The organism is Brevibacillus sp. FW306-2-1A-C05A (assembly GCF_058781555.1).
Genome location: NZ_JBYSWV010000044.1, coordinates 20135 through 38830, shown reverse-complemented (window position 1 = coordinate 38830; position 18696 = coordinate 20135). Strand labels below are relative to the sequence as shown.

General features: G+C 54.2%; 21 protein-coding genes. 13 read left to right on the top strand and 8 right to left on the bottom strand.

Features of this window, described 5'->3' with window-relative positions:
• Nucleotides 1-487: 487 nt before the first annotated feature.
• Together AC3WJN_RS20865 and AC3WJN_RS20860 are read right to left on the bottom strand one after the other, a co-directional pair.
• A complete protein-coding gene (locus tag AC3WJN_RS20865) occupies nt 488-961 on the bottom strand; it encodes an NUDIX hydrolase (protein ID WP_492329323.1) in 474 nt (157 codons plus the stop codon).
• 62 nt (nt 962-1023) lie between these two features.
• Nucleotides 1024-1476 (bottom strand): GNAT family N-acetyltransferase, encoded by a 453-nt coding sequence (locus AC3WJN_RS20860; protein WP_290426013.1) that lies wholly within the window; start codon nt 1474-1476, stop codon nt 1024-1026.
• A 278-nt stretch (nt 1477-1754) separates the two neighbouring features.
• Between AC3WJN_RS20860 and dsdA the strand changes: the two genes are divergently transcribed.
• The 4 genes from dsdA (at nt 1755) to AC3WJN_RS20840 (ending at nt 5077) form a co-directional block, all read left to right on the top strand.
• Nucleotides 1755-3122 (top strand): D-serine ammonia-lyase, encoded by a 1368-nt coding sequence (gene dsdA, locus AC3WJN_RS20855; RefSeq protein ID WP_026557108.1) that lies wholly within the window; start codon nt 1755-1757, stop codon nt 3120-3122.
• A 334-nt stretch (nt 3123-3456) separates the two neighbouring features.
• On the top strand, nt 3457-4113 hold the full coding sequence (locus AC3WJN_RS20850; RefSeq protein WP_007779670.1) for a helix-turn-helix transcriptional regulator: 657 nt from the start codon (nt 3457-3459) through the stop codon (nt 4111-4113).
• A gap of 202 nt (nt 4114-4315) precedes the next feature.
• A complete protein-coding gene (locus tag AC3WJN_RS20845) occupies nt 4316-4474 on the top strand; it encodes a hypothetical protein (RefSeq protein WP_005833543.1) in 159 nt (52 codons plus the stop codon).
• A 153-nt stretch (nt 4475-4627) separates the two neighbouring features.
• Entirely contained in the window at nt 4628-5077 is a 450-nt protein-coding gene (locus AC3WJN_RS20840) for a hypothetical protein (protein ID WP_005833542.1), read from the top strand.
• A 455-nt stretch (nt 5078-5532) separates the two neighbouring features.
• Here AC3WJN_RS20840 and AC3WJN_RS20835 read toward each other — a convergent pair whose 3' ends face one another.
• Complete coding sequence (locus tag AC3WJN_RS20835; protein WP_007779667.1) at nt 5533-6009, bottom strand: GNAT family N-acetyltransferase; 477 nt, start codon at nt 6007-6009, stop codon at nt 5533-5535.
• A gap of 166 nt (nt 6010-6175) precedes the next feature.
• Nucleotides 6176-7630, bottom strand: a complete 1455-nt coding sequence (locus tag AC3WJN_RS20830) for an amidase family protein (protein ID WP_007779664.1) — start codon at nt 7628-7630, stop codon at nt 6176-6178.
• Between the two features lie 136 nt (nt 7631-7766).
• Here AC3WJN_RS20830 and AC3WJN_RS20825 point away from each other — a divergent pair, with 136 nt between their 5' ends.
• Nucleotides 7767-8471, top strand: a complete 705-nt coding sequence (locus AC3WJN_RS20825) for an HAD family hydrolase (RefSeq protein WP_005833539.1) — start codon at nt 7767-7769, stop codon at nt 8469-8471.
• Here the strand turns inward: AC3WJN_RS20825 and AC3WJN_RS20820 are convergent.
• The 3 genes from AC3WJN_RS20820 to trhO form a co-directional block, all read right to left on the bottom strand.
• Nucleotides 8429-8896, bottom strand: a complete 468-nt coding sequence (locus AC3WJN_RS20820; RefSeq protein WP_007779659.1) for an NUDIX hydrolase — start codon at nt 8894-8896, stop codon at nt 8429-8431. The genes AC3WJN_RS20825 and AC3WJN_RS20820 overlap by 43 nt on opposite strands.
• A gap of 18 nt (nt 8897-8914) precedes the next feature.
• The gene (locus AC3WJN_RS20815) at nt 8915-9118 is read right to left on the bottom strand and encodes a hypothetical protein (RefSeq protein ID WP_005833535.1); all 204 of its coding nucleotides are present in this window, start codon (nt 9116-9118) and stop codon (nt 8915-8917) included.
• Between the two features lie 231 nt (nt 9119-9349).
• Nucleotides 9350-10291 (bottom strand): oxygen-dependent tRNA uridine(34) hydroxylase TrhO, encoded by a 942-nt coding sequence (trhO, locus tag AC3WJN_RS20810; RefSeq protein ID WP_005833533.1) that lies wholly within the window; start codon nt 10289-10291, stop codon nt 9350-9352.
• 220 nt (nt 10292-10511) lie between these two features.
• Between trhO and dut the strand changes: the two genes are divergently transcribed.
• A complete protein-coding gene (gene dut, locus AC3WJN_RS20805) occupies nt 10512-11048 on the top strand; it encodes a dUTP diphosphatase (protein WP_005833531.1) in 537 nt (178 codons plus the stop codon).
• Nucleotides 11049-11167: 119 nt separating this feature from the next.
• On the opposite strand, the gene AC3WJN_RS20800 is transcribed toward dut, so the two are convergent.
• A complete protein-coding gene (locus tag AC3WJN_RS20800; protein ID WP_005833530.1) occupies nt 11168-11470 on the bottom strand; it encodes a DUF3846 domain-containing protein in 303 nt (100 codons plus the stop codon).
• Nucleotides 11471-11598: 128 nt separating this feature from the next.
• Between AC3WJN_RS20800 and AC3WJN_RS20795 the strand changes: the two genes are divergently transcribed.
• The 7 genes from AC3WJN_RS20795 to AC3WJN_RS20765 all read left to right on the top strand — a co-directional run bounded on the left by AC3WJN_RS20795 (nt 11599) and on the right by AC3WJN_RS20765 (nt 18661).
• Nucleotides 11599-11823 carry a hypothetical protein gene (locus AC3WJN_RS20795; RefSeq protein ID WP_005833528.1) on the top strand — a complete coding sequence of 75 codons (225 nt, stop codon included), beginning with the start codon at nt 11599-11601 and terminating at the stop codon, nt 11821-11823.
• Nucleotides 11824-12116: 293 nt separating this feature from the next.
• Entirely contained in the window at nt 12117-12572 is a 456-nt protein-coding gene (locus AC3WJN_RS20790) for a hypothetical protein (RefSeq protein WP_237716592.1), read from the top strand.
• 162 nt (nt 12573-12734) lie between these two features.
• The gene (locus tag AC3WJN_RS20785; RefSeq protein WP_007779654.1) at nt 12735-13802 is read left to right on the top strand and encodes a sulfate ABC transporter substrate-binding protein; all 1068 of its coding nucleotides are present in this window, start codon (nt 12735-12737) and stop codon (nt 13800-13802) included.
• Between the two features lie 40 nt (nt 13803-13842).
• Nucleotides 13843-14679, top strand: coding sequence for a sulfate ABC transporter permease subunit CysT (gene cysT, locus AC3WJN_RS20780; protein ID WP_007779650.1), 837 nt, complete (start codon nt 13843-13845; stop codon nt 14677-14679).
• A 12-nt stretch (nt 14680-14691) separates the two neighbouring features.
• Nucleotides 14692-15558 (top strand): sulfate ABC transporter permease subunit CysW, encoded by an 867-nt coding sequence (gene cysW / locus AC3WJN_RS20775; RefSeq protein ID WP_005833522.1) that lies wholly within the window; start codon nt 14692-14694, stop codon nt 15556-15558.
• On the top strand, nt 15555-16670 hold the full coding sequence (locus AC3WJN_RS20770) for a sulfate/molybdate ABC transporter ATP-binding protein (protein ID WP_007779645.1): 1116 nt from the start codon (nt 15555-15557) through the stop codon (nt 16668-16670). The genes cysW and AC3WJN_RS20770 overlap by 4 nt, the downstream gene beginning before the upstream one ends.
• Nucleotides 16671-17047: 377 nt before the next feature.
• The gene (locus tag AC3WJN_RS20765; protein WP_005833515.1) at nt 17048-18661 is read left to right on the top strand and encodes an ABC-F family ATP-binding cassette domain-containing protein; all 1614 of its coding nucleotides are present in this window, start codon (nt 17048-17050) and stop codon (nt 18659-18661) included.
• Nucleotides 18662-18696: the final 35 nt, after the last annotated feature.

Sequence of the window (18696 nt, the reverse complement as noted above, 5' to 3'; positions counted from 1 at the left end):
AAATTTTTCAGCATAGACGAAAATTCTGCAGGTCTGCCCATTTTTCCAAAGCCATCACATCACGACATTGAAACCAACCACAGGCCATATAAATCTGTTGTCTTTTTCTCGAAAATGGAATTATGCAAAGTGCTCAAATAGCAACTTGTATCATTTCAAGTTGAAAAGAGCCAATATCTTTTACATTAATGGAGATGTTTTCGATAAATTCATCATTCTCATGTTCTTTTTTTTGACTTAAACCTAACAAGACAAGTTGGATCATTTATCAATCTCAAGTTCAGGTGTGTATTGGAGGGTTATCCCGAATTCAGGATTTGAATACTCTTTATATTTGGGGGTATCAGTTTCCTCTGGATTTGAAGGTGAGCAGCCAAGGATGCCCAAAGTAATAGCTAAGAACAAACCTGGTTTTAGCTTAAGCAAGCAAATTCGTCTTCAGCGATAGTATAGGGATATTCTACCATCTAGGCTGTGGTTAAGGGAATCAACCAAACAGGTATGGAGATAATTCCAGAAGCGAAACCCGCTCGTAGCCAATCACCCGGCTGCCTTCATATGTAAATGCGTGCTCGACAGGCTCGTCGTTTTCCAACATATACGGTAAAAAACGCGGGACATTTTCCGCAATTCCTTCGTTGTCCGGGTGCAAGATCCAGTCCAGCGTCACCCAGTCCAGAATGCCTTCCTCTACCCGCCGGGGCGTGACAAAACGTTCCCAAGCGTGCGGCAGCTCCGCCACGAAGGCGTACATCCCGCCGATCACCTTCCCGTCGAGCTTCCACGAGACGATTCCTTTGTAGCGGGCGAAGGTCAACGAAATGCCTGTTTCTTCGAATACCTCGCGGAGAACGCAGGCAAGTGGCGACTCGTTTGGCGCGAGCTTGCCGCCGACGCCATTCCAGCGGCCCATTAATGGCGGTTTGCGCCGATTCAACAGCAGAAACTCGTTTTGATGCATAAGAAAACAGATTGTGTATGTATACATGGGAATCCTTTCTGATATGGCGATATGGACAGCCCTCAAATATCTCGAGAGAGTCGCACCATATCCGTCAACAGAATGCCGTTTTCGTAGATCGATTCTTCGTAATGTCTGAGAAAAAAGTCGCGGTCAATCCAGGTCATGCGAAACCCGCATTTTTGGTAAAGGGCGAGCTGATTCAGGCTGGAATTGCCTGTGCCGACCTCGATCGTTTTGTATCCGGACGCCTTTGCCACCTCGATGGCGTGCAAAACGAGTTGTTTGCCGATGCCTTTTCCTTGATGAGCTTCATCCACCGCAATATTGACCAGCTCGATCGTGTCCGGGCGGGTAGGGATCAGGACGTAGACCCCGACGACGGCCGCGTCCTGGACGGCGACATAGCACTGCCCCCTTTTCAGGTAGTCTTCCACCAATTTTGGCGAAGGATCTGCAAGCAATAGCAGGGGCATGGGGGCCTCCTCGTGCGGAGCCAGCTTTCTGATTTCCATTTTGTTCTCTCCTTTTGGCTGGGGTTTAGTCTGCTTTTGCAGCACAGACCTGCCAGCTTCCAGCCGTTGCTTGCTATTGGCAAGCTTTGTATTTGTGCTATTATAACAATCGTTAAAAAAGTTTGCAAAATGTGCTAATCGCGATACGGATACGGGCGAGCTGGTAAAATATGTACAGTCACGATGCGATGCGAAGGAGCAAGTATACCACACCAGTCGCATCACCGGGCGAACAAGCAACCTGACGAGCAGCAGGAACAAAAATGGAGGCGATTGCGATGGAAAACAGTGTGAAAGTAGCAGGAAAATCAATCGAGCAGTGGAAGCGGGAGTATCCGTTATTGTCCGAAATGATGGCGACGAAAGAAGTATTTTGGACAAATCCGGGCTATGCCCCCATCGCCCGTGCGGCTCTGTCGGTTACGGCCGATGAGGTGCGCGAGGCGGAGGAACGTTTGCGCCGATTCGCGCCTTTCATTCAACGCGCATTTCCGGAAACGGCCGAGGCAGGCGGACTGATCGAGTCGCCGCTCGTCTCCATCGGCAAAATGCAAAGCGAACTGGCGGCCCGCTTCGCACAAGAAATTCCGGGGCGGCTCCTGCTGAAGTGCGATAGCCACCTGCCAATCGCAGGCTCTATCAAGGCGAGAGGCGGCATCTACGAGGTTCTCGCCCATGCGGAGGAATTGGCCGACAAGCACGGTCTGCTGCCTGTTGACGGGGACTACGCCGTGTTTGCCTCTGATTCGTATCGCGAGTTGTTTTCCCGCTACTCCATCGCTGTAGGGTCGACGGGCAATCTCGGGCTGAGCATCGGTGTGATGAGCGCGAAGCTCGGCTTTCAGGTGACGGTACATATGTCCGCCGATGCGAAAGCGTGGAAAAAGGAGCTGCTCCGCGCTAAGGGCGTGCAGGTGCTCGAATACCAGTCCGACTACGGCAAAGCGGTGGAAGAGGGCAGAAAACAGGCGGAAGCCGATCCGCAGTGCTATTTTATTGACGATGAAAACTCCCAGCGGCTGTTTCTCGGCTACGCCGTGGCCGCTGAACGAGTGAAAAAGCAACTGGAGGAACAGCAGGTTGTGGTCGACAGCGAGCATCCGCTCTTTGTGTACTTGCCGTGCGGGGTAGGCGGCGGCCCGGGCGGCGTCGCCTACGGCTTGAAGCTCGTCTACGGCGATCACGTCCACTGCTTTTTTGCGGAGCCGACACATTCGCCTTGTATGCTGCTCGGCCTGATGACTGGCCTGCATGACCAGGTAGCCGTGCAAGACTTTGGCATCGACAACAGGACAGAAGCGGACGGACTGGCCGTGGGGCGTCCTTCCCGTTTCGTCGGCAAGGTGATGGAATCGCTGCTCAGCGGCGTTTACACTGTGGCTGACGAGGAGTTGTACCGGCTGCTGCGGGCGCTGCGCGACAGCGAGTCTGTGCGGCTGGAGCCGTCTGCTCTCGCTGGCATGCCGGGGCCAGTCCGCCTGCTTTCGACCGAGGCGGGGCAGCGCTACATCGAGCAGCAAGGGCTTGCCGACAAACTGGCAAACGCGACCCATATCGTCTGGGCGACCGGAGGCAGCATGGTTCCGGCGCACATCCAGGAAGCGTATTATGCCAAAGGCATGCAGTACGACCAACGCAACATCTAGTCGCGCAACAGAGCGCCGTCGGTCTGGGGGATCGGCGGCGTTTCTTTTTGAGTTTTTTTAGCTGCAAGTTTGTAGAAAAAAGTATAAACTTAAAAAGAAAAAACGAAGAGGCTCTCGTATATAATTTTTTCTCGGCGCTTCTTTCCGCAAAGGACCAATAGCCCAGGAAGTGTGGAAGATTCATCTTTTTGCGGCTGTCTACCCAGTTCGATAAGAAAATCTCTTTTTTCGAATTTCATAGAAAAAATTATGCTATTACCTAAAAAAATATACATGCAAGTAAAATGAGGGCTAACAAGCCGCAACGCCAGCATGGACGAAAGGAGCGGGAAGCATGGGGAAATACGGGGAGGAATTAAAGCGTTACATTCCGATTGCGGACGCCATGGCCCAGACTTTCGGGAAGAACTGCGAGGTTGTAATTCACGATTTAAGCTCGCCGCAATCTTCGGTTATTTACGCAGCCAACAACCATGTAACAGGAAGGGCTATCGGCCAGTCGTTTCATCAGCTCATCACACAGGTGCTTTTGTCCCAAAAGCTGCAAAATGACGTCGTAGCCAATTACCGGACCGAGACGGAGGACGGGCGGACGATCAAGTCGACGACTGCCCTGATCCGCAATGCCGAAGGGGAAGCGATCGGCGCTTTTTGCATCAACATCGACATCCATCCGCTTGTCAGCACACGGGAGTTTATCGAGGACTTCATCCGCATGGGCGGGGAGCCGCTGGAGCGCGAAGGAGCGGAAGTTGTGCAAAACGTGTGGGAGATCGTGGAAAAGCTGATTGCCCAGACGATCTCCGAGAAAGACGTGGAGAAAATCGACAAAAACGAAAAGCTGCAAATCGTCCAGTTCATGGACCAAAAAGGCGTGTTTTTAATTAAAGGCGCACTGGAGAAGGTGGCGGCCGAATTGAAAATTTCCAAGGTGACGTTGTACAGCTATCTCGATGAGCTGCGCAAAAGCCAAAAGCCGGAGCAAGACTGACCCGATGAAGCTGATCGGAAATAGCGCGGACGAACTGGTCACGCCGCTCTGCCCAGTGTTCTGAACCGCATGGAGTACAAGTTGCTACAGAGGCAGTCGCTCTAATGCAGAAGGGGCTGCTCTCCGGCCTGCGATCAAGCCGCATACGATGTTCGGATATTGCCCACAGGCAGATCGCGATTGCCGAGCGGCGGGAATAACCGTGGCACAGCTCGGTGAAGGCATGGCCGCCCTTGAGCTGACAGACATTTTTATCGCGAAGAAAATCACCGGGAAGCAAAAGCTGGCAAGGCTTGCGACGCATGCCGCTTCGCGGTTTTTACGCCCGGGGGCAGGACTCTTGGCCCGGATTGTCGAATGATGTTAAGGCTTGGGAAGGCCAGGCAAACATGTCCGTCCGCACATCATGCGGCGGTTTTTTCTACTTTTCCAAAACAATCGCCATTTTCTCGCCGGTTGTTGATTAACGACCGCCCATTTTTGGCGAGAATGGGATGGTGAAGGAGGGGTGAGGATGGAGCAAGTTCTTCAACTCGTAAAAGATTACTGGCCCGTCGCGGTTTGTATCATCGTGGTGATTTTGGCGGCACAATGGGTCGTGCGCAGCCTGATCCGGATCATTTCGCTCGCTGCCATTATCGGCGTGGTGCTGGTGCTGTTTTTCCAGTTCAGCCCGGAGGAAGTCATTCAGATGGGGCGGCAAGCGGTGGTGGCAACCCAGGAAGTGGTGGACAAGACGATCACCCCTGTGCTGGACAGCGAACTGAAGGATGCCGACATTACGTTTCAGCCGGATGGCAGCTATGAAGTCAAGACGGCCAGCATTCGCATCGTGGGCAAAAAGGGAGAGACGAAGGCTACTGTCTACTACAAGGACGAAAAATGGGAAGTAGACATCGGCCAACTCGGCAAGCTGTTCCAGGACAGACTGGGCAAAGCGGAACAAGAAACGACGACGATGTAAAAAAACGCATGAACCTGTAGCGGTTCGATGCGTTTTTTTATGGGCTGCTGGAGCAGGAGAAGACGTCTTTTGCGCCACGAGCGGAAAAGCTGTCCGTACGCCGCTCTCCGCTCGCGTCGAAATCTTCGATGCGATCAGCTTTTCCACCAATAGCCGCTCCAGTAGATCACGCCACTGATGACAACGAGGGAAAGAAAAAAGACAAGGCGAGTTCGCCATGCCCATCGCAGGCTCCAAAAGCACCTCCGCCCCCGCCCAGGCAAACAGCAAAACCGCTACCAACACGTTGGAGACTACAGCCAAAATTTTTTCCCTCCTGTGCAAGCAGACTTGTTCTCTCGGATATCCGATTGGAAGATACTGGAGGTTTCGGCGTAGCGGGAAAATCGGCGCCATGCAGGCTTCGACTTCGGCGCGCAGCACACGGTCACGCCTGTTGCTGCATCCCGGCTCATTCAAGCTTCTCGCCGCATGATAAACTCTTCAACCTCGCTGCCGCGCGCAGCGGAAAACCCTTTGTCCTCCCCAACGGTCTGAAAACCGCACTTTTGCAGGACGCGAATCGAGCCGACATTGTCCTTGGCGACGCGGGCGTAGACGGGACGAGCGGGGATGAGCTGCAAAAATGTTTGCAGCGCCGTCGTCGCGATGCCCTTGCCCCAGTATTCCGTTCCGAGCCAGTAGCCGACGGAAGGATGGCCGAATTGCTCGAAGTGCACGATGTAACCAGCGATCTTTTCATCCGCAAGCACGGTCATTTTGTGAATGGAGGCATCTGCCAACAGCTTGTTCCAATGCGTTGCAAACGGTTCGCGGTCGCTCGGGTTCTTGGCCGTGAAGGCGGCCATGCGGTTTGCTTCCGGGTCAAGCTGTTGGGCGTAAAATGTGGGCAAATCGTCTGCTGTTGTCGGACGTAAACGAATGTGGCTCAAGGCAAAAGTCCTCCGATTCATTTGTCGGCTGTTTGGTTGAGAGGAAAGCCAGCTTGCTTCATCATGTCACGATCTGGACATGCTGGCAAGCTACAGAAAAAGGCCAACCGGAATATCAGCGGTTGGCCTTGCCAATGGGTGGGATGAATCAGGTGCGGCAGGCGGCTCAGGCCTTGTCCGACAATACGGGTGGCACGCGCAGCAACGTTGCTTGCTCGTAAGCGTAAGCCAGACGAAGCAGCACCGACTCGGTGAAGGCCAGTCCGGTCAGCGTGATCCCGAAAGGCTTTCCTTCCGACGTGTAGCCCGCAGGTACTGTAATGGACGGATAGCCCGCTTTGGCAGGAATGGCGTAGCCTGTGCTGCCGGGGAAGAGCAGGGCGTCCAGCGCGTGTTCGCTGACGGCGGCATCAATCCCTTGGCGCTGCGACATTTCGAGATCGTACAGCCGCTGGCGCAAATAGGCCGGCTCGGTCAACGTGCCGCTCGTCTCTTCCGACTGCTCCAGAATGTCTTGTCCGTAGCGAAGCGCTCTTGCTTCGTGCTCGCGATTAAAGGCGATAATGTCCTTCAAGGTGCGAAGCGGATAGGTTGGCGCAAAGTTTTTCAAATACGCCTGGATGCCTGCTTTAAACTCGTGCATCAAAACGTGGGAGCTCCACTCCGCGTCTTCTGTCGGGATGCGGACAGGATCAATCAGCGTCGCGCCAGCCTCTCGCAGTTGCGAAAGAGCCGCTTCGTAAAGCGCGACTTCTTCCTCAGAGCATTTTGCCAGAAAGCGGGAGCGGACGACGCCAATTCGCGCGCCTTGCAGACCGTTCGCATCCAGGAAGGGGAGGTAATCGCGCTGCGCGATGCCAACGCTTTTTTCCGTCGCCGGGTCTTTGGGATCGACTCCTGCGAGAGCGCCCAGCAAAATCGCTGCGTCGGTGACGCTTCTGGTCATCGGCCCGGCCGTGTCCTGGCTGTGGGAAATCGGAATAATGCCGCGGCGGCTAATGAGGCCGACCGTTGGTTTGATCCCGACCAGCGAATTTTTTTCCGCAGGGTGCAGGATGGAGCCGGATGTTTCCGTTCCGACCGCCGCGACGGCGAAGCCTGCCGCAATGCCTGCCCCCGAGCCTGAACTGGAGCCGCCTACATCAAACGTGCCGGGGCCGTACGGATTGCGGACTTGTCCGCCGCGCGAGCTGTAGCCGTTTGGCATCAGGTCGGCCATGAAGTTCGCCCACTCGGTCAGGTTGGTTTTGCCCAAAATGACGGCTCCCGCTTCCCGCAGCCGCGCCGCGACAAAGGAGTCGGCCGCCGCGTAGGAATCGGCCAGTGCCAGCGAGCCGGCTGTCGTGTGCATATTGTCTTTGGTCGCGATGTTGTCCTTGATGAGAACGGGGATGCCGTGCAGCGGGCCGCGACTGCCCGAGACGGCGCGCTCCCGGTCGAGTGCTTCGGCAATGAACAGGGCGTCCGGATTGATTTCGCTGATCGCGTTGATATAAGGCCCCTGTTTGTCGTAGGCCGCGATTCGCTCCAAAAAGGAAAGCGTCAGCTCCCTCGAGGTGGTTTTTCCTTCTTCCATTGCTGCTTGCCATTCGAGAATGCTTGCTTCATAATTTGGTGACACGAGTTTTCACCTTTTTCTGATGGATTTGACCATTCTTATTTTACCAAAAGCAGGGAAGCGGGAAAATGGCAGAGAAACAGAAGCGGGTGTAACGGGTAGCGCCCGCAAACCAAAAAGAAGACAGGAGTTCTTGGGCATGACGATTCAGGCTGTGCTTTTTGATTTGGACGGCACTTTGCTGGACCGCGACACGTCTCTTCTGCGATTCGTACACGATCAGTACGAGCGAATTGGCGCGCTGCAGCTTGTCCAAAAGGATGTCTTTTGCGAGCGTTTTATCGAGCTGGACCAGCACGGGTATGTATGGAAAGACAAAGTGTACGAGCAGCTTGTCGCGGAGTTCGCCATTCCCGATCTGGACGCTTCGTTTTTGCTGCAAGACTATATCAGCCAGTTTCCGCAACATTGCATTGCTTTTCCTCATCTGCACGAGACGCTTGGACAACTGCAACAGCAGGGCATCAAGCTCGGGCTGATCTCAAACGGGTTTGGACAGTTCCAGTACGCCAATTTGCAGGCGCTCGGCATCGCGCATTTTTTCGAGGCGGTACTGATTTCGGAATGGGAAGGATTGCGCAAGCCCGACCCGGCGATTTTTCAACGGGCGCTATCCAAGCTGCGCGTACCGCCGGAGCAAGCGATATACGTGGGCGATCATCCGGAAAACGACGTGCGTGCCAGCCGAGCCGTCGGGATGAAAGCGGTCTGGAAGCGCAGCGATCAGTTTGCTGCGGCTGCCGAGGCGGACGCCGTCATTGCCGATCTGGCGGAAGTGATCGGAATCGCGCTCCCGGCTGTTCAGCTTCGGCGGCAGGCGAGCCGGGACCTGGACTTTATTTGACAATTGGCGTTGTTGCGCCGTTTGCCCAGTCCAGAATGAACGGAGCCTGATGAGGATTCAGGCTGTCCGGTACTCTCTTCATTGGGATGGACGGTGCCTGTGTAGTCGGTGACATGAAAAATGAGCTGAACGCTAAACACCTTGTCCCCATTGGCGTACTGGGCAAAACCGTTTTTCCCGGAGTAGATGCCAAACAGTTGCATTGCTTTGACGATGAGGTTCGTTTCCTCAAGCACTTCGCGGTGGATCGTCTCCGCAAACGTCTCGCCGATTTCCAACAGGCCGCCGGGAATGCCCCATATCCGGTTGTATTTTTGCTGCAACAAAATGCGTCCCTGGTCGTCTTCCAAAATAGCGCCGCAGCCTACTGTCAACAACGTCTCGTGACCGATGAGCTTGCGCATGGTCGAAATATAGTTATTCATGGGCGTTTCCTCCGCTTATCAGCTTGAGCGCATCGCTCGCCACGCGTCGAAAATCAGCGTCAGGCCGCAGATGAGGGTGCTGAGCAAGCCGATCAGCTTCACGGCAAGCCGCACAGGCTCGGGCTTGATCCCCAGATCGAACAGGAAATTATAGTCGATCTCGTAGTTGACGAAAACAAGTCCGACCAAAAAACCGATGACGATACTTATCTTCTTTTCCATAGCACCTCCCAAGCAAAAAGAACGAAATGTAGCAAAAGGATGAGATTTCCATTTTTGCGAACACTTTGTTTATTATGAAGGAGATTGCGTTTGGAGACAACCGAAAAGATCGGCTGAATCAAGGTGCATTTCGAAACGACAGCATCTTATTTATCCGCACCGGGACGAGAGGCGCAAAAAAACAAGCTGACTACCACAAGGGACAGTCAGCTTGCTTTGTTTTTCGTTTGCTTATGCGTTCGCTCCGGCAGCTTGCAGCTTCGCTTTTTCTTCTTCGACGAAGCGGTTGCGCGGATGCTCGCGGCATTCGTCGGAGCAGGAACGCTTGTATTTTTGCTCGCATTCCGGGCAGCAGAAGTGCTGCTTGTTGCAGAAAGGATTGGCGCAGTTCACGTAGCGGTCTTCGACAGTACCGCAGTAGTAGCAGCGGCCGATCACCACGTCTTCTTCGGTGTGGTTGATCGGTACGGAGATGCGCTCGTCGAACACGTAGCATTTTCCGTCCCACAGGCGGCCTTTTACTTCCGGATCTTTTCCGTAGGTGACGATTCCGCCGTGGAGCTGGTACACATCTTTAAAGCCTTGTTCCAGCAGCACGCCGGTCAGCTTTTCGCAGCGAATGCCGCCTGTGCAGTAGGTGAGGACTTTTTTGTCCTTGAACTGGCTCATGTTTTTCGCGATCCACTCAGGAAACTCGCGGGAGGAATCGACTTCCGGACGGATCGCGCCGCGGAAGTGACCGAGGTCGTATTCATAGTAGTTGCGGCCGTCGAGGATCACGACGTCCTCTTGCTGCATCATTTCGTAAAATTCTTTCGGGCTCAAGTATTTTCCTGTTTTGACGTTCGGGTCGACATCTTTTTCCAGGCGCCAGGTCACCAGCTCTTTTTTCGCGCGAACGAACATTTTTTTGAACGCGTGCCCGTCCGCCTCATCTATTTTAAACCACATGTCGGCAAAACGCGGGTCTTTTCTCACATACTCCATGTAGGCGTCTGTCTGCTCGATGGTGCCGGATACGGTTCCGTTGATGCCCTCGGGAGCGACGATAATCCGTCCCTTCAGTCCAATCTCCTTGCAAAATTGCAAGTGTTCAGCAGCATACTCCTCATAGTTGTCCACTGGAGTGTACTTGTAGTAAAGCAAAATACGGTATGGTTTTTGTACTTGCAAGGTACAATTCCACCTTTCTTGTTCAATTGTAGTTTATGACGCAACGGTGATTATATCACAACTCGCCAGCAAAAGCGTAGAAAAAGAAAGGAATTTGTGAGCTTTCTATGAAAATGTGCAAAATAGTAGTGAAAAAGCGGCGAACTTGCTGGATGCAGGTTCATCTTGTACACTATGGAAGGACATTAGCTGTAGAGGCGATAGACGAGGAGAGACTTGGATGAATACGACAAATGAGCGCCTGGTTGCCCAGGTGAAACTTAAAAAACTGCACCCGGATGCCGTCATTCCGCAATACGCGCGCGCGATGGACGCCGGATTCGATCTGGTAGCGGTAGAAGATACGATTATCGCTCCGGGGGAGTCTGCCAAAATTCCGACCGGACTGGCTTTTGCCTTGCCGGAAGGGTTCGAGCTGCAAGTGCGCCCGCGTTCCGGGATAGGCGCGAAGACAAAGCTGCGCCTGTCGAATGCGCCGGGGACGGTCGATGCGGGGTATCGCGGAGAGGTGTGCGTGTTGATGGACAACATCCGCATTCCTTCTGGCAAGCTCGGCAAAGTGTGTCTGGATGCAGGCGAAAAACAGGTGGAGGTGGCTGAGGAAGTCGACGCGCACAGCTACTTCATTAAAAAAGGCGACCGGATCGCGCAAGGTGTGATCGGTCTGGTGCCTGTCGCCCGCTTCGAGGTTGTCGACGAGTTGGATGAGACGGAAAGAGGAGCGGGAGGCTTCGGCAGCAGCGGGATCAACGGCTAGGCCGATCTGCCCAACAAAGAAAAGACCCCTGGGAAGCAGCGTGTGCAGAAACAAACGGCACATCGCGGGCAGATCAGGGGTCTTTTCGCTGTACGCTCGCTGCAACGAGCAAGCTGCTTTTACACTTTGGCCGCAAGGAAGCGGTCGATCCGGCTGATGTCCTCCTCCGTGAGCGAACGGCCGTCGGCTTTGACGAACACGCACGGACCGTAGACCCAGTCCAAATAGCCGTCCGAGGTGATCGGGAAGTTGTTCCCCAACACGCCGCGCCCATCTTCATTCACGATCAAGGAAATTCCTTCCAGATGATCGTCGGCCACCACTTCAAAGTCGCCGTCCACCAGGTCGCTCAAGGAGCTGGTATCGGCAATGTCGAGCTTTTCCGCCTGTTCATGCGGACGTTTTACATAGACGGTAATCACGTTCCTTCACTCCTTTGTCCCTTCATCATAACCGAAAGCGAAAAAATGCGCGAGACGGATGTCAACGCTTCTGTTGGTTATGCTATGGGTTAGCTGCTACACCAACCAATGCCGAGGGGAATTGCCGCATGGATTTAGTGAATGGCAAACTGTATTGGTCGCATACTTTTCCCAACCCGCCACGCTATCCTGCCATTTCGGACGATTTGCGCTGTGATGTGGTGATCGTCGGCGGAGGCAGCAGTTGTGCCAACACAGGGCTGCTGCAGTTCGCCAATGACAAGTTGCTTGCCGCCAGCATCCATTCTTTTGGCGAGGAACAGGGCGTCCGTTTTTTTATGTTATTTTGGTAGATTGGATATTTTAGGTATACTATTTCAAGCCAGACAAGAATGGGTCGACTCCTTATACGGTTTTGAAAAAAATGAACGTGGGGGTTTGTTTATGAATAAATATTCGTGGACATTGCTCGGCGTCGTCATCGTGGCCGGAATTTCGTTGGCTACGTGGCGAATGCCATGAACCAAGGCGACAAGGAAGCGCTGGCTGCTACAAAAAGATGGAACAGGCCCGTAACAAAGACAGCAAATTTTTCAGCAAATGAAAAAGCAACGTAAGCTTGTCCGGCTTTTCCATTCCGGGAGCTGTGCTGCCGGAAGCGGAGGAAATACGCTCCTATGACGGCCGTTCTATGCAGGATTGGCTATCTTCTACGGATGAGAAGCTCTCGTTCATCATGGAAGGTGGGGAGGCCAAAGGAATCGTCATCGCGACCGATACAGAGCCGATCCTGGCTGGCGGCGAGAAAAGTGGCCCGGAACTGTTTGCGCTTTACGAAAAAATCAAGGAAACGGGCCGCTACTTTTTTAGAGCTCCCGGCGCACACGCCGCTCGAAGCGCAAGAGGTCGTGCAACAGATTCAAGCGGCAGCAGACGACAGAACCGGGGAGTAAAGTTTATGAATAAATCAAATCCGCATTCATGGGGGATAGCGCCGGTTGCTGTCTTTTTTGTTTTGGACCAAAAATGCTCTGGGAAGCGGCGCGATACGTTTGCGCAAGGGAAAAATTCAATGGAGCGGTCGCCGCAACTGATGCGATAAAGATCATCTGCACGGCTGCCCGCGCTCACCTCGCCCGCCCATGGGGCATAAAGTGGATGGGAATATGATTGACAGCGATAAAAAGGCGGGTATAATCGTAAATAACTAAGTATTCCGAGTAAAATAGTATAGATTAAAAAACAGGGAGTGAAGGTTACCAGTATGAACACCACAAAGGGCAAGATCCATTCCAGCCTGCAACGCATCGGCATCGTCGCTTTGGCTATCGCTTTGGGCGGATGCTCCGCTGCGTCGACAGGAACGGGAACGAGCGGGACAGAGGCGGGGGGCAGCGCCCAGACTGTAGAGCTGCTCAATGTCTCCTACGACCCGACGAGAGAATTTTACCAGGAGGTTAACGCGGAATTTGCCCAGGAGTGGAAGGCAAAAACCGGACAATCGGTCACGATCAAGCAGTCTCACGGTGGTTCCGGCAAGCAGTCCCGCTCCGTCATCGACGGTCTGGAGGCGGATGTCGTCACATTGGCGCTCGCCTACGACATCGACGCCATTGCCGAGCGCGAGCTGATCCCGGCCGACTGGCAAAAGAAGCTTCCGGACAACAGCTCGCCGTACACCTCGACCATCGTTTTTCTGGTGCGCAAAGGTAATCCCAAGCAGATCAAGGATTGGGACGATCTGGTCAAACCGGGCATCTCGGTCATCACGCCGAATCCGAAAACGTCCGGGGGAGCCAGATGGAACTACCTCGCTGCCTGGGGCTATGCGCTCAAGAAAAACGGGGGCGACGAGGCGAAAGCACAGGAGTTCGTGGCAGCGCTGTTCAAAAATGTCCCGGTGCTCGATTCGGGCGCGCGCGGATCGACGACTACTTTTGTCGAGCGCGGCATTGGCGACGTGCTGATCGCCTGGGAAAACGAAGCGTATCTCGCGGTGAACGAGCTGGGCAAAGACAAATTCGAGATCGTCAATCCGTCTATCAGCATTTTGGCGGAGCCGCCTGTCACCGTCGTCGACAAGTACGCGGAAAAGCACAAGACTAAGGAAGTCGCCGAAGCGTACCTGCAATTCCTCTACACGAAAAAAGGCCAGGAAATCGCGGCGAAGCACTACTATCGTCCGCGCTCCGAAGAGGTGCTCAAGGCACATACACCTGCGTTTCCTGAAATCGAAATGTTCACAATAGACGAACTGTTCGGCGGTTGGACGAAGGCGCAGCAAATCCATTTCTCCGACCAGGGCGTCTTCGATCAGCTTTACAAACCGTAATCGCCCATAAACATATCTTGCCATCAGAGGAGTTAGCTCCATGAGAAAACTATTTTCGCGCAGGGGGTTTTTGCCGGGCTTCGGGATTACGATGGGCTACACCATTGTTTACTTGAGCCTCTTGGTGCTGATCCCCCTGTCCGTCCTGTTTTTAAAAGCTTCCACCTTGAGCTGGGAGCAGTTCGTAGGCACGATTCTCGATACGCGCGTGCTCGCCTCGATACGCGTCAGCATTCTCACTTCCTTTTTTGCCGCCTGTGTCAATGCGGTATTCGGCGTGCTGGTCGCTTGGGTGTTGACCCGCTACCAGTTTGCCGGAAAACGTATTATTGACGGCATTGTCGATCTTCCGTTTGCCTTGCCGACAGCGGTAGGCGGGATTGCGCTCACCTCGATCTACGCCGAAAACGGGTGGATCGGGCAGTATTTGGCGGAGTGGGGGATCAAAGTGGCGTACACGCCGATCGGCATTTGGGTGGCGTTGACGTTTATCGGTCTTCCGTTTGTCGTGCGGACGGTGCAGCCTGTTTTGCAGGACTGGGATTTGCAGATGGAGGAAGCAGCCGCGACGCTGGGGGCGACACGCTTTCGCACGTTTACCCGCGTCATCTTGCCCCATTTGCTCCCGGCGATCATCACCGGCTTTGCCCTCGCTTTTGCCCGAGCGCTCGGCGAGTACGGTTCTGTCGTCTTTATTTCCGGCAATATGCCGCTCAAGACAGAAATTGTGCCGCTGCTCATCATGACAAAGCTGGAGCAGTTCGACTACGCGGGCGCGACGGCGATCGCGACGGTCATGCTCGTCGCCTCGTTTGTCATGTTGCTGATAATTAACTACTTGCAATGGAGGATTAACAAATTCGATGCGGCACGATAGAGGGTGTGACCAATGAAGCATGTAACAGAGCCAGCCTACGTGCGCTGGAGCTTGATCGCAGTTGCTTTTCTGTTTCTCGGCCTGTTTCTCATCCTGCCGCTGATTGCCGTGTTCACCGAGGCGTTCAAGCAAGGGGCAGACGTGTTTTTCGCCGCTATTTCGGACCCGGAAACGCTGTCGGCGGTCAAACTGACGCTATTGGTCGCCGCGATCAGCGTGCCGTTGAACGTCACGTTTGGCATCGCTGCCGCGTGGGCGATCGCGAAGTTTTCGTTTCGCGGCAAAAATGTGCTGCTGACCCTGATTGACTTGCCGTTTGCGGTGTCGCCTGTCATCGCCGGGCTGATTTTCGTTCTTCTGTTCGGCAGCCAGGGAATTGCAGCGCCGTGGCTGGCTGCGCTTGACCTGAAAATCATCTTCGCCGTGCCGGGCATCGTGCTGGCGACGACTTTTGTGACGTTTCCGTTTGTCGCCCGCGAGCTGATTCCCGTGATGGAGGCGCAGGGCAAGGACGAAGAGGAAGCGGCCGTGTCGCTCGGGGCGAGCGGCTGGAAAACGTTTTGGCGCGTCACGATGCCGAATGTGAAGTGGGGCATTTTGTACGGCGTCATTCTCTGCAATGCCCGGGCGATGGGCGAATTTGGCGCTGTCTCGGTCGTTTCCGGCCATATTCGCGGCATGACCAACACGCTGCCTTTGCACGTGGAGATTTTGTACAACGAATACCAGTTCGCTGCGGCTTTCGCGGTCGCGACGCTTCTCGCTGTGTTGGCACTGGTTACGCTCGTTTTGAAAAGCGTGATTGAGTGGAAAACGGAGCGACAGTCCGAGGGGGAAGAGGAACATCACTTTGACGTGTCAGGAGAGAGGGCAGGATGAGCATTGAGGTTGTCAACATTACGAAGACATACAAAAACTTTACCGCGCTGCAAAATGTCAATTTGCACATACCCGAGGGCGAGCTGGTTGCGCTCTTGGGCCCGTCCGGCTCCGGCAAGACGACCTTGCTCCGGCTGATCGCCGGACTGGAGCAGTCGCAGCAGGGGCGCATCCTGTTCAACGGCGAGGACAATACGGACCGGGACGTGCGCGAGCGCCAGGTGGGCTTTGTGTTCCAGCATTACGCCCTGTTTCGGCACATGAACATTTTCGACAACATCGCTTTCGGTCTTACCGTCCGTCCCCGCAAAACAAGGCCGAGCAAAAGAGAGATTCACGAAAAAGTGCATTCCCTGCTCCGGCTGGTTCAATTGGAGGGGCTTGCCCATCGCTATCCTTCGCAGTTGTCCGGGGGACAGCGGCAGCGTGTCGCGCTGGCCAGAGCGCTTGCGGTGGAGCCGAAATTTTTGCTGCTGGATGAGCCGTTTGGCGCATTGGACACGAAAGTCAGGCAGGAGCTGCGGCGCTGGCTGCGCCATTTGCACGGAAAGCTCGGCTTGACGATTTTGTTTGTGACGCACGACCAGGAAGAGGCGATGGAGCTGGCAGACCGCGTCGTCGTCATGAACGAAGGCAGAGTGGAGCAGGTAGGCTCCCCCGAAGAAATTTACCACAAGCCCGCCAATCCGTTTGTCTACAGCTTCCTCGGCCGCGTCAATCTGTTCCACGGGCGGATTCAAAACGGGCGGATCAAGCTGGGGGAAGCGGAGTTCGAGGCGGAGCACGATGTCGGCGAGGGGCCAGCCGTCGGCTACATGCGTCCGCATGACGTGGAAGTGTCGCTGCATCCGCCAAAATCGTCCGCAGCGACAGCCGTTCAGGCGCAAACCGAGCGGATTACCTTGCTCGGGCCGATCGTCCGTCTGGAATTGAAGCGGCTGGATACGAAGGAAGTGTTTGAAGCGGAAATGAGCCGGCAGCGGTTTTTGGAACTGAACGTCGTCGAAGGCGGAACCGTGTACGTGACGCTGCACAACGTGTCCATTTTTGTGGACAACGCGCCAGCGATCAAGCCAACGCGGGCGTACGTCCCGCAGCAAGTGAGCATTTGAGCGGTAGTTGCGCGACAAAACGAATGCGAAACCGGCTTGCCCAAACAGGCAGGCCGGTTTTCGCTGGGAAGGGCACGGTTATTCGCCGCGTTGCTTGGAGCGCGTCTCTTCTTTGCCCACTGTTGTCGAAGAACGCGTCTGGGAAGGATTTTCTTTTTTGCCCATCTCGTTTTTGACTCCGTTGTGCTTGGACATCGTCACGACCTCTTTCTTCGTTAGGATGGACGTACAGTGGTAGCTTTCCCGCTTCCGCCGCAATCCATGTGGGGGAGTCCGTTTTGGCCGCGCTTCGCGGCATCTGCTTTTCTTTTGCAATATGAGGCTATCTCTGGTAAGATAAGTGTTTGAACGATTCAAAAAAGGCAGGTATTGCGACGATGATAAGCACTCAGAACGTGACGCTGCGCTACGGCAAACGCGCACTGTTTGAAGATGTATCCATTAAGTTTACCCCTGGTAACTGTTACGGCCTCATCGGTGCGAACGGTGCGGGGAAATCTACGTTTCTCAAGATCCTCTCCGGAGAGATCGAACCGACGAGCGGACACGTTTCGGTGACACCAGGCGAGCGTATCGCTGTGTTGAAGCAGAACCACTTCGAGTTTGACGAGTACGATGTACTGAAAACAGTCATTATGGGTCACAAGCGCCTGTACGAGATTATGGAAGAAAAAACGGCGCTCTACATGAAAGAAGACTTCTCCGAAGAGGACGGCAACCGCGCCTCTCAACTGGAAGGCGAGTTTGAAGAGCTGAACGGCTGGATGGCGGAAGCGGATGCGGCGAGCCTTTTGATCGGTCTGGGCATCCCGACCGACCTGCACGACAAGCTGATGAAAGACCTGTCCGGTACGGAAAAAGTACGGGTACTGCTCGCGCAAGCGCTGTTTGGCAACCCGCACATCCTGCTTTTGGATGAGCCGACAAACCACTTGGATATCGAGTCGATTCGCTGGCTGGAAAACTTCCTGGCCGATTATGAAAACACCGTCATCGTCGTTTCCCATGACCGTCACTTCCTGAACAAAGTGTGTACGCACATTGCGGATATCGACTTCGGCAAAATTCAAATGTACGTAGGGAACTACGACTTCTGGTACGAATCCAGCCAGCTCGCGCTGAAGATGGTTCGTGAGCAGAACAAGAAAAAAGAAGAAAAGATGAAGGAGCTCCAGGAGTTCATCGCGCGCTTCTCCGCGAATGCTTCCAAGTCGAAGCAAGCGACCTCGCGCAAAAAGCTGTTGGAGAAAATTACGCTGGAAGACATCCGTCCGTCCAGCCGCAAATATCCGTTCATCAACTTCAAGCCGGAGCGCGAGGCGGGCAAAAACTTGCTGGCGATCGAAGGCTTGAGCAAGACCGTAGAAGGCGAAAAGCTGTTTGAAAACCTCCATCTGGTCATCAACAAAGGCGACAAGGTAGCGTTTGTCGGACCAAACGAGCTGGCGAAAACGACCTTCTTCCAAATTTTGATGGGCGAAGTACAGCCGGACAGCGGCTCTTTTGAATGGGGCGTCACCACTTCCCGCGCGTACTTCCCGAAAGACAACGCAGAGTACTTCGACACCGATTTGAGCCTCGTGGATTGGCTGCGTCAATACTCCAAGGAGCAGGACGAGACGTTTATTCGCGGATTCCTCGGCCGCATGCTGTTCTCCGGCGACGAAGCGCTGAAAAAAGCGAACGTGCTGTCCGGGGGCGAAAAAGTTCGCTGCATGCTGTCCAAAATGATGCTGGCTGGCGCCAACGTGCTGATTATGGACGAACCGACGAACCACTTGGATCTGGAATCGATCACAGCGTTGAACAACGGCTTGATCGACTTTGAAGGAACACTGCTGTTCGTCTCCCACGACCATCAGTTCGTGCAAACCATCGCCAACCGGATCATCGAGTTCACTCCTAAGGGCGTTATCGACAAGATGATGACCTACGACGAGTACCTCGACAGCGAAGAGATCAAGCGCCTGCGCGAAGAGCACTACGCGTAAAAGCGACGGTTTCTTACGTTCACAGGAAAACGCAA